The organism is Spiroplasma endosymbiont of Cantharis nigra (assembly GCF_964019925.1).
GTDB lineage: Bacteria > Bacillota_I > Bacilli_A > Mycoplasmatales > Mycoplasmataceae > Spiroplasma_A.
This window is the reverse complement of sequence record NZ_OZ026470.1, coordinates 828,311-840,855: the sequence shown is the minus strand read 5'-3', so window position 1 is coordinate 840,855 and position 12,545 is coordinate 828,311. Positions and strand designations below refer to the sequence as shown.

The 12,545-nt window shown below is 25.6% G+C and carries 8 protein-coding genes; all 8 read left to right on the top strand.

Going from position 1 to position 12,545, the window contains the following annotated elements:
* The first annotated feature begins 30 nt into the window (after nt 1-30).
* The 8 genes from AACL04_RS03630 (at nt 31) to AACL04_RS03595 (ending at nt 12,544) form a co-directional block, all read left to right on the top strand.
* Nucleotides 31-1,284 carry a PhnD/SsuA/transferrin family substrate-binding protein gene (locus AACL04_RS03630; protein WP_339029645.1) on the top strand — a complete coding sequence of 418 codons (1,254 nt, stop codon included), beginning with the start codon at nt 31-33 and terminating at the stop codon, nt 1,282-1,284.
* 48 nt (nt 1,285-1,332) lie between these two features.
* The gene (gene phnC / locus AACL04_RS03625; RefSeq protein WP_339029644.1) at nt 1,333-2,088 is read left to right on the top strand and encodes a phosphonate ABC transporter ATP-binding protein; all 756 of its coding nucleotides are present in this window, start codon (nt 1,333-1,335) and stop codon (nt 2,086-2,088) included.
* Nucleotide 2,089: 1 nt separating this feature from the next.
* Nucleotides 2,090-4,702 (top strand): PhnE/PtxC family ABC transporter permease, encoded by a 2,613-nt coding sequence (locus tag AACL04_RS03620; protein WP_339029642.1) that lies wholly within the window; start codon nt 2,090-2,092, stop codon nt 4,700-4,702.
* Between the two features lie 10 nt (nt 4,703-4,712).
* Complete coding sequence (locus AACL04_RS03615) at nt 4,713-5,660, top strand: bifunctional oligoribonuclease/PAP phosphatase NrnA (protein ID WP_339029640.1); 948 nt, start codon at nt 4,713-4,715, stop codon at nt 5,658-5,660.
* Nucleotides 5,661-5,839: 179 nt separating this feature from the next.
* Nucleotides 5,840-7,777: a threonine--tRNA ligase gene (thrS, locus tag AACL04_RS03610; RefSeq protein WP_339029638.1), complete on the top strand. Its 1,938-nt coding sequence runs from the start codon at nt 5,840-5,842 to the stop codon at nt 7,775-7,777.
* 25 nt (nt 7,778-7,802) lie between these two features.
* Entirely contained in the window at nt 7,803-8,888 is a 1,086-nt protein-coding gene (locus AACL04_RS03605) for a formate/nitrite transporter family protein (RefSeq protein WP_339029636.1), read from the top strand.
* A 280-nt stretch (nt 8,889-9,168) separates the two neighbouring features.
* The gene (locus AACL04_RS03600) at nt 9,169-10,686 is read left to right on the top strand and encodes a hypothetical protein (RefSeq protein ID WP_339029634.1); all 1,518 of its coding nucleotides are present in this window, start codon (nt 9,169-9,171) and stop codon (nt 10,684-10,686) included.
* A gap of 49 nt (nt 10,687-10,735) precedes the next feature.
* A complete protein-coding gene (locus AACL04_RS03595; protein ID WP_339029632.1) occupies nt 10,736-12,544 on the top strand; it encodes an ABC transporter ATP-binding protein in 1,809 nt (602 codons plus the stop codon).
* The last annotated feature ends 1 nt before the right edge of the window (nt 12,545 follow it).

Below are 12,545 nucleotides of genomic sequence, written 5' to 3'. Positions count from 1 at the left end.
TAGTTTCAACATAATTAATAGGAGAAAAAAATGAAAAAACTACTTTCAATTTTAGGATCATCATCAATAGTTATATCTTCAGGTACATATGTAGTATCTTGTAATCCAAATAAGGATACAATAAACATATTATTTGTACCATCTCAAAATAGTACAGAAATCATAAGTACTGTAAAACCATTAGAGGAAAAATTAGCAAATGAGTTATCAAAAATAGCTCAGGCAGATAATAGAACATCTACAAAGAAAGTTAAGATATCAACTTCAACAAATTATGAAGTTGCTGGAAAAACTTTACAAGATGGTAAAGCTCATTTAGCTTTCTTACCTGTAAATACATATACAAAATATAGAGGAACAGATAAAGATGGAGTATTTGATAAACAAGGAATTCTTTTAAATGCTTCAAGAGCAGGAGCAAAACCCGAGACTACTTTTGAAAAGTTTAAAGGTGAAGATGACAAATTTAGTTCGACATTAGCAATGGAAAAAATTACTTTAGAAACTTCGTGAGAATTATCTAAACATTATAATAAAATGGTTAAAGATAATCTTAATGAATTAAAAACTCAAGAAAAAGCAAAGGGACTTTTATTAGATCAAGAGAATGAAGCATCATACTATAGATCATATATATATGCTAATAATCAATTTCTAAGTGATAACAATTTTAACATTGATTCATTTGAAGATTCTGCTAGTTATCATGAAGCATTAAAAGAATTAATTTTAAAAGGAACAAATGACAAAAAATTTCAATTTACTTTTGGAGCTAGCAAAACATCAAGTGCAGGAGTTTTATACCCAATGCTTTGATTACAAGATGTTTTAAAAATTGAAGATAATAATTTAAAGGATTTATGACAAAATAAGCATGAACAAGGTAGTTATCCTCAAGCCTCTCAAGAAGTTTCAAATGCAACTTCAAATTATGCAGTTGGTTTTAGTGATATAAGAATGGAAAGTAAATCTTCAAATGATGTAGAAAATGGCTTTAAAAACACAACAATAATTGGAGCAACTGACCCAATTATTAATGATTTAATAGCTTATTCTAAAAAAACTATAAAAGATGAAACTTTTAAAGATGATTTAAGAACTGCATTTAAAAATTTAATTGAAGATAAAGAAAATGCAAGCATATTTGAAATTTACAATCATACAGGTTATGTAGGACCAGCAAGTAAGGAAAATAGTTTTGATTTTGAATTAACAACAGATAAATCAATTACTCAAACAACAAACGCAACACAAACTCTATTAGATAAGATGAAAAACTGATAGAAAATAATATAATACAAAAAGCTTAAAGCTTTTTTGTATTTTTTTAATATGATAAAATTCATAAATGTAAACAAGGTTTGACCTAATGGTAAACATGTTTTAAGAAATATTAATTTAAAAATAGAGGATGGCGAGTTTGTTGCAGTAATTGGATTATCAGGGGCTGGTAAAACTACACTTTTAAAAACCATTAATGGTATAAATAAAATATCTTCGGGAGAAATATTAATTAGTTGAAATGATATTGAAGAATATAATTTAAGTAAAATAAAAAATAAAAAATTAAGAGAATTAAGAAGTAAGATTGGTCTTATGTCTCAAGAATATAATAATTTAGAAAAACAAACAGTCTTAACAAATGTATTAAACTCAAGAATCTCAAAAGTAAATTTTTGAAGATCTCTTTTTGGAATATTTTCAAAAAAAGATAAGGAGATAGCATTAAAGTCTTTAGAAAAACTAAATTTATTAGATTATGCATATATTAGAGCTGAAAATTTAAGTGGGGGTCAGCAACAAAGAATTGCACTAGCAAGAACTTTATCTCAAGAACCTCAATTAATTATTGCAGATGAGCCTGTCTCTGCATTAGATCCAATACTTGCTAATCAAGTTATTAAAGATTTTCAAAATGTTAATAAAACTGAAAAAATAACAATAATTTTAAATATACATCATGTTGAATTAGCACAAAAATATGCTTCAAGAATTATTGGATTAAAAGATGGAAAAATAATTTTTGATGGAAAACCTGAACAGTTGACAAAGAAAATATTAAAAGAAGTTTATGGAGAAAATTATTAAAATGAATAGAAAAATTAGTGCGATTACTTCTAGAAATGTTTTTGCAATAAATAATAGCTACACAAAAGCTCCTAAAAAAACATTTTTTATAACTCTATCTATTATAGTTTTTATATTAATAATATTTGGTTTCAATATGTTAGAAACCAATTGACCTGAATTTTTTTCATCTTTTGGTTTATTTTTTGAGAGAATTGGAGATTTATTTAAATGGGATTGAGAAGATTTTCTTAAACCAGATACTGTAGGAATAGTTTTCTTAAATACTGCTCTAAACTCTATTTTTATGACTATGATAACGGCTTTTGCTGGAACTATAATTGGTGTGCTTATAGCAATTCCTGTTGCAATTTTAGCTGCAGGAAATATTGTAAATAATAAATTTATTAATAATACTGCTAAAAGCTTTATTGCAATTTTTAGAACAATTCCTGCTTTTGTCTATGCTCTTATTTTTGTTGGATATTTTGGACAAACAATTTTAACAGTCACAATTGTTTTATCAATTTTTACATTTTCAATAACTTCAAAAATTTTGTTTGAGAGAATAGAACATATAAATACAAAAATTTTTATATCACAACAAGCAACAGGGGCTAATAAAATGAGATCTTTTAGATCTGCTGTTGTACCACAAATATCAAATCATATTACTTCAGCTACTTTTTATGCGCTAGAAACTAATATAAGATATATTTCAGTTATTGGTGGAGTTACAAATTATGGTATTGGTAAATTAATTGATAATTCAAGGGATAACGATGATTGATCTAGAGTTGGATTTTTATTATTTTTAATAGTTGCTGTAGTAATTTTATTGGAAATAATAATATATGTATTAAAAAAATATATCTTATTGGATAAGGATTATATTTTAGATGAGAAGAAACAAAAAAAATATAAGACTTTAATTAAAAAAATCTCAAGGATGAATAATATAAATTTCTATATAAGATATATTATTCAAAAGGATTTATATTCTAGTTTAGAAGTTGCAAAACAAAATAAAAATTATGATTTAGTTAAGCAAATTAAACACGATTTAAAAAATAAAAGAGTTGAGTTCTTAAATGAACATCATTCAAAATTAAAAGAAGATATAATTTCATTTGAAGAATTTAAAAAGAAAAATTTAAACTCCAAATCATGATTTATTTGAGATGAAAAAAACTCGATAAATGTTAGAAGAGATAAGGTTTATCTAACTAATTTTAATTTTGAAGTTCTTAAATTAAAAGAAGAAATGAGAAATACTTTAGATAATTCAGCTATATTAGAACATGAAATTTATTTAAAAAATTTAACTATAGATGAAGTTATTAAAAAGAATCCAAAAAGATACATTAAAAGATTATGTTTATACTTTATTCTTTTTGCGCTTTTTTGTTATTCATTAACTTTCATTGAATTTAGTATTGAAAGTTCACAAACTATTAAAGATACTAACCATAATATATTAGAGATGTTTAAAATAAATTGATTATCATTATTTATTCCTTATGGATATGCACCTCAATCAGTAATTTATTTATTATTTCAAACGTTATCAATTGCTATTGTTGGTACTTTTATAGGAGCAATCATAGCATATATTTTTGGTATACTAAGCTCAGAGAATATAGTAAATTATTATGTTGCAAAATTCTTCGTGCTAATAACTTCTATTATAAGATCAATTCCAACTTACATATATGCAATTTTATTTATAGCACTTGTTGGTATGGGTCCATTTACAGCAACACTAGCAATTGCAGCTGGAACCGTTGGTATGCTTACAAAATATAATAGAGAAGTTTTTGATGATATAAATTTAAAAGTCCTATATCAATTAGAGTCTACAGGATTAAATAAATTTCAAAGATTTAAATATGGCGTAATGCCTCAAACTACAAGCAGTGTTATTTCATACATAATTTATAGATTTGATATAAACTTTAAAGAAGTAGCAATCTTAGGTGTTGTGGCATCAGGAAATATGGGTTATTTATTAAATAGTTATTTTGCAGATAAGTTATTTAATGAATTTGGTGCTTTACTTTTTGGTATTATACTATTTACCTTATTAATTGAATATATCTCTACAACCTTAAGAAATAAAATTAATTTAGGAATTAATCCTAAATATATTGAAAAAATAATTCTTGTAATTAAACATAAAAATTTTGCAAAATACAAAGCAAATGAAGTTTTAGGATTATCGAAAGATGGAATGGAATTTATTCAATCAGAAGCTTACTATGCATATATTAATAAGCAAATTCTTCAAGAAGCAAAAACAATTACTAAAATAAAAAAAGTTTCTAAGAAACATGCATGATATTTGAGTTACATAAAAAACTTTAAGTTAAGTGATAATTTAGAGTTAGATTTAGTTGAGGCTAAGAAGATTTATAATACTCATAATTTGGAATATAAAAAACTAATAGAAAAATTTAATAAAAAGAGAATTGACTTTATAAAAGAATTAAAAAATAATAAGATTCAACAAATTAAAGACCTTGATCTAAATTCTAAAAATTTATTAGAAGATAAAACATTAAGGAAAGAAATAAAAAAATCAAAATCTTTTATTAAAAAGTCAACAAAAATTAGAATTGAAAGTTTAGAATATTAGAGGAAATAAAATGTTTAAAAAACTTATTAAACTAATAAATGATAATAAAAAAATAATACTCCTAAGACATATTTATCCAGATTTTGATGCTATAGGTTCACAAATGTCTTTATATCAATTTATTAATGATAACTTTAAAAATAAGGATATCAAACTAGGTGGGGTTTTACCAAATGAATATAAATGTATTGGCAAAACAGAAGTATTAAAGCAAAAAGATTTTCAAGATTCATTAGTAATTATTACAGACACTGCAACAAAACAGAGAATTGATATTGAGGATTTAAATTGACTAAAATCCGCTTCAAATATTTTTAAAATTGATCATCATGTCAATGTTGATCAATATGCAACAATGGAAATTGTTGATGATTCTTATCCAGCAACTTGTGAGTTATTAACAGAACTTTATAATAAAACAAAATTAGTTTTTTCGGAACGAACAGCTTATTATTTATTTCATGGTCTTGTAACAGATACAGATAGATTTATGTATAGAAATGTAACTTCTAGAACATTTGAAATGGCAAGTATTCTTTTAAAAAAAGGTTTTAATATAAGCAATGTTTATAAAAATATTTATGGTTTAACTGAACAAGAACTTAAATTAAAAGGTTATATTCTAAGTAATTATAAAATGTCAAAACAAAAAATAGCTTTTATTATATTAAGTAAAGAAATAATGCAAGATTTTAAAATGGATAATTTTAATAAGGTATCACTTTGAGTTAATATGCTAGGTGAAATTAAAGAAGCAATTGCTTGAGTATTTTTTACACAAGATAAAGATTTTATTAGAGTTGAATTTAGATCAGATAAATGCAACGTCAGAGATATTGCAATTAAATTCGGCGGTGGAGGTCATATTAGTGCATCAGGAGCCAAATTAGAAAATATTGATGAATGTATAGACGTTATAAATTATTTTGATAAAAATCTTAAAGCCTTTAAAATATAGTTCTTTAAAATATACTCTTCTATAAGAGTATATTTTTTTATTCTAATATTTGGTTTTTTTCTTGAAAAGTTTCAATAAAATATAATATAAAGTCAATTTTGTTGTTTGTGCTTAATAAAATTATGTATAATTAAGAATGTTAGTTTATGTATTTTTTATAAAGACAGAGGTGGAAAAAGATGAAAATAACACTACTAGATGGCAATATTATAAATTATGATGAACCAAAATCTGTTCTTGAAGTTGCTCAAGAAATTTCAATATCACTTGGAAAAAAATGTGTAGGTGCAGTTATTAACGATAAAGAGGTTGTACCAAATACAGCGCTTATTGATAGAGATTGTAAATTACAACTAATAACAGAAAGACATGAATTATATGAATCTGTTATAAATTATACTGCTAAGGTGATTGTTGGATTAGCACTTAAGGAAGTTTTTCCTGAGGGTAGTCTTTACCCTGAAGAAGAAGGATATAATAAATTAGAATTTTTTAGTTATTTTGATTGTGATCAGAAATTAACTTTAGAAAATGTTAAAAAAGTTGAAGAATTATCAAATAAATATATTTCATTAGCTCTTGATATTGAGTTCAAAGGAAATACTTTTACTGAAAAAGATTATATTGATATGATGAATAAAATGAATGTAAAAGAAAAATATACAATGGGTATGGTTGATTTAAACAAAAAAAGATATATTAAATTTCCGATTTCTGCTATAAAAGATGTTTTATTTTATTCAAGATTTGCAACTCTTAATAAAACAAGCGACTTATTTAAAATTCAATTAAATGAGGTTACTGCTTTTCAAATAAGAGAAGATAAGTTTGTATATAAAATTCATGGTTTAACTGCAATTACTGAGAAAGCCTTTGAAGAAAAACAAAGAAAAATTGAAGAAATTAAGGAAAATGATCATAAACATATTGCTAAAATTTTAGAAATTTATCATTTAGATCCTTTAATTGGGCAAGGTTTACCAATTTGATTGCCAAATGGAACCATTTTAAAACAAGAGATTAAAAAGTATTTAATGCAAAAAGAATTTGAATACGATTTTATTCAAATCGAAACTCCAGTTATTGGTACTAGTGATCTTTATAAAACTTCTGGACACTGAGATCATTATCGTGATGATATGTTTGCTTCGATGATGCTTCCAAAAGAAGAAATGGTTTTAAAACCAATGAGTTGCCCGCATCATATTGCAGTATATAAATATAAACAAAGAAGTTATAGAGATTTACCATTAAGATTTGCAGAACATGCTTTACAACATAGATATGAATCATCAGGTAGTTTAACAGGACTTGAAAGAGTTAGAGCTATGGAATTAACTGATTCACATATCTTTGTTACACCTGAACAAGTAAAAGAAGAATTTATAAGATGTTTTAATTTAATTACAGAAGTACTATTAACTTTTGATATTAAAGTTGACTATCTTTCTTTATCTCTAAGAGATCCAAAAGATAAAGAAAAATACTTTAATGATGAAAAAATGTGAAATCATGCTGAAGCCGAATTAGAAAATGTTTTAAATGAATTAAAAATTGATTATAAAAAAATGGTTGGTGAAGCAGCATTTTATGGTCCAAAATTGGATATTCAAGCAAAAACTGCTTTAGGTCATGAAATAACTGTCTCAACAATACAATTAGACTTTTTATTACCACAGAGATTTGATATAAGTTATATCAACAGTGATGGAGAACTTGAAAAACCAATTATGATTCATAGAGGACTTGTAGGAACTTATGAAAGATTTATTTCAGTTCTTTTAGAACAAACAAAAGGTGTATTACCACTTTGATGTTCACCATTGCAAGTTGAAATTATACCAGTTAATTTAGCAAATAAAGAGTATGCTGAAAAAGTAAGAGATCAATTTAAAGAAAAATTAATTAGATCAAAAATTGATTTAAGAGATGAGAGATTAAGTTATAAAATTCGTGATTCACAAGTAAGAAAAATTCCATATCAATTAGTTCTTGGAGAAAAAGAATCAGAAAATGATACAGTAACTTTTAGAAGATATGGTAGCGAACAACAAACTACAGTTTCACTAAAAGAATTCATTGAAATGGTTGAAAATAAAATTAGAGATAAAGAATAATATATTAATTAGGAGAAAAACTTTTATGAATAAGAATAGAAATATTGAAGAAGAAATAAAGCTTCTAAAGGAACAAGACTATGGTATATTAGATGCACAACATTCATTTATGATTGATGGTACACTTGGAGGATTCAAGGCAGCAATTCATAAATTACATTATACTTTTGTTAAGCAAATTCTTTTAGGAATTATGAGTGGTGTAATTATTGGTTTTGGTTATGTGGCATGTGTTATCGCAATGGTTTCTCTACAAGGAACTGGTTTTGAAAAAGTAGGAACTCTCTTATTGGGTTTTCTTTTCCCAGGATGTATAATTTTAATTACATTTCTTGGTGGGGGTTTATTTACAAGTCATGTTTTTAGTAGCATTCCTGTTTTTAAAGGATGTGCAAGTAAAAGGTCTTACTTAAAGGGAATCTTTGGTGTTCTTTTAGGAAATTTTTTAGGAACTTTTATATTTGTAGCTCTTTTTGCAGGTGCAGGGGGCTTACTTAAGAATAATGAAGCATTTTTACTTAAAACTTTTGATATGGTTATTCATAAATTATATTTAGTTGCAGATGATTTATCAAATGGTACTTCTATTAAAGCAGTTAGTATCTTTGCAACAATAGGTATTGGAATCTGTTCTGGGATTTTATGTAATATGATGGTATGTTCAACATTACCATTAACAAGCTCAACAAAAAACTCAGCAACTATAGTACTATTATTAATATTTCCAATTGCTTTCTTTGCAATAGGTGGGTTTCAACATGGACCAGCAAATTCATTCTTTTTATGAATGTTACTATTTGAAACAATATTTAATCCACAATTAACTTTAGAAAGTGGATTAACACCTCAATTTTCTCAAGTTCTATTATTTATTGCATTAAGTACTATTCCAACATTAATTGGTAACTGAATATCAGGAGCTTTATTATTACCAGGTATTTTATATTATATTAATAAAGAATATGTTTCAATTTTATTCAAAAAAATTAAATTAGAATATTTAGAAGGAAAAACTAATAGTTTTAAAGATAAGGCTGACAAACAAATTAAAAGAATTGATAAAAAAATTAAAGAGCAAGAGGCCGAAAATGATTCAAAGGATATTAAATAAATAATTTTAGAATCAAAAAATATATTTTAAAAATGTCAGAAATGGCATTTTTTTATATTATAATTTAATAGATAAATGCACAGGAGTATTTTATGAGAACAATAATTAAACAAAACAGCAAGGGCAAACGCAAGTAGTTTTAGACTATGTTTTTTAATTAATTTTCAATTAATACTTATCTTTAAATTTTTTTAATAGACAAATAAAATAATAAATAATAACCACTAGCACATAATAAATAGCAATAAATTATATTAACTATAGAATGAGAGAACTTAAAATGAATAATAATGAGCTAAAAATTAATAAAAAAAGGAAATTTAAAATTCCTACTTCTTTTACAATACTTTTCTTTGTATTAGTAATCATAATGGTAGTGTCGTGAATTTTACACTATGCAGGTGTAAAAGCTGAAGATGAAAAAATTAAAGCTATTGGTATCATCGATTTATTTGTTTCTATTTTTCAAGGGTTTAATGATAAAGTTGAAATCATTGTTTTTGTTATGGCAATTGGTGCTTTTATTTATATTGTTATGAAGTCTAAATCATTAGATGCTTTAACTCAAAAAATTGCATGAAAATTTAAAGATAAAACAATATGAGCTATTCCTATTATTGTAGTATTTTTAAGTTTTTGTGGGTCAGCATATGGTATGGCTGAAGAGGCTCTAGGGTTTCATATGATAGTTATTCCACTTATGCTTGTCGCAGGTTTTGATGTTTTTACAGCCACAATCACTGTGCTTCTTGGTGGTGGAATTGGTCCAATGCTAGCAACATTTGATCCTTTCTTAATTTTTACAGCCTCAGCAGCTGCTAACTCAAGTCAAGAAGGAATTTCTAATCCAACTGATGGACTAGCATTCAGAATTATTGCTTGGTTCTTAGTTACAGGTTTTACATCAGCATATATTATGTTTTATGCAAGAAAAGTTAAAAAAAATCCACATTTATCATATACTTTTTCTACATTAGAAGAGGATAAAAAATATTTTTTAAAAGAACAAGTTAATGAAGTACCATTGACAAAGAAAAGAATAACAGTATGTATAATCTTCTTGCTTATGTTCCTTTTAATGATTGCTTATTTATTTCCTTGAGATACATTAATTGGTAAAAATATTTTTGAGGGTGCAGGTATTTGAGTACAAGAATATATGCCATTCTTTACGTCATTAGTTCCTGGATTTGGACATGGAGATATGTACGTTGTAGCTGGTTTTTTCCTTATAGGTTCATTAATAGTTTCTATTTTAAACTGAGAAGGTGAAGAAACTTTTGTAGAGGACTTATTAACAGGTTCTAAAGATATGATAGGAGTAGCATTTATTATTTCAATAGCTGGAGCTATTACTTATTTATTGAGTGAAACTGGAATTAAGTCTTTAATGTTAAGTTCAATTAATGGGTCAAATAGCAATGCAATGAATCCTTTTGCATTTATAATAATTACTTTCCTATTGTTTATTCCATTATCATTTGCTTTACCTTCAACTTCAGGATTTTCAACTGCCATTTTTCCAGTGTGAGGACCACTAGCAAATTCAGTTACTATTGGTTCTTCTTCAATAACAATGGTTTCTGGAAGTATTACAGCATTTGCATTTGCAAATGGAATGGCAAATATGGTATCCCCAGCATCAGGAATTGTTGTTGGTGCAGCACAAATTGGTAGAACAAGTTATGGTACAATAATGAAAGGTACGTGAAAGTTCCATTTATCATTATTAGGAATTAATATTGCATTACTATTAATAGGAACTGGACTGAATTATACAGGTTCTCATATTTTTTAAGATGAACCACAAAAAAACCTAGAAAGGGTTTTTTATTTTTGAGGTATTTATGAAAAAAAAGAAATTTATAAGTGATAAAGCATTCTCTAAAAAGAAATTTATAGACTCTTTTAAAATGATTGGAGAGTGTATTAAACAAAATCCTACTACTTTTGTAGGCTATATTATTTTTACAATTATTGATGCAATTTTTTACTCTTCAATGACTATTGTAGTTAGTGAAATGACAAAAAATATTATTAATGAGGGACAACAAGCTGATAGTTTTTTATGATTTTCAATGACTTGAGTTAGTTGAGCATATGTTGGATTAGCACTATTAGTACTAATTATAATTTTTGACTATTTGACAAATATTTACTCGGCTTACTTTTCAAAAAAAGTTGAAATTTATTTACGAGTTAAAGCCTTAAAAAAACTTGTTGAGGTTGATATTAGTTACTATTCAAAAAACCAATTAGGACTAATAATGTCGAGAGTAATTAATGACAGTCAAGGAGCAGGAGATTCATTTAATGATTTTTTATTAAATTTATTGTTCACAACTGTTAGTTTTATAGCAATGATGATATTTATGTTTATTTTAGATGTTAATCTTGCTTTAATTGTTTTAATGATATTTATTGTTTTAGTAATAATAATTTGAGTTTTATTTATTTATTATAGAAGAGCCATTATTGAGTCAGTTGATGTTAAACAATCAATTGACGCAGATATTACAGATCGATTAATTAATATTAGAGCTATAAAAGCAAATGCAGCAGAAGATAGAGAAACTAAACGAAATATGAAGTTACATGATAAATATGATAAAAAATTAAGTAAAGTAATTTGACTTCAATCTTTATTATCTTTTTTTTCTTATACTTTTGCATGGTCATTACCGATTATTACAATTATTTCAGCTATCGGTCTTTATAAGAATTCCATGGATCCATCAGAACTATCACACTTACTTGTAGCATTTACGTCAGCTACAAATAACATTCTTTATTCATTATTAACATTACCAATGTGAATGAGAGGACTTACAAAATTATCTAATTGTATAATGAGATTAAACTATATTTATGATACAAATTCGTTATTAAACTTTGCAGATCAACCTGAGGAAATAGGAGATATTGAAAAAATAACTTTTGATAAAGTTACATTTAATTATCCTGAATCTCCAAAAAAGAAAATATTAGCTGAAATAAATTTAACTTTTGAAAAAAATAAAAACTATGCATTTGTAGGAGAAACTGGAGTTGGAAAATCAACAATTGCTAAATTATTGTTGAGATTTTATGATGTAACAACAGGTCAAATCTTAATTAATGGTAAGAATATTAAGTTATTAGAACCAAGTAATTATTTAAATAAAGTGGGTTATGTAGAACAAGAACCACAAATTCTTTATGGAACTGTTATGGAAAATCTTAAATATCCTTTTTTTGATAAAACAGATCAACAAGCAATTGAAGCAGCTAAAAAGGCAAAAATCCATAATTATATAAAAAAACTCCCAATGGGTTATGATACAATTTTAGGAGAACGAGGTTTTATGTTAAGCGGAGGGCAAAAACAACGTTTAGTAATTGCAAGGATCTTTTTAAAGGACCCTCAATTACTTATTCTTGATGAAGCAACTAGTGCATTGGATAATGTTGTAGAAAAAGAAATTCAATTAGAATTAGATAAATTAATGGTTGGTAGAACAACAGTTGTTATTGCACATAGATTAAGTACAATAAAAAATGTTAATGAAATTATTGTTCTTGATAAAAATGGTGTTTCACAAAGAGGAACATTTAACGAACTTAAAGAAAAAGAAGGTCGTTTTAAAAAATTATATACATTAGGTCTTATGAAATAGG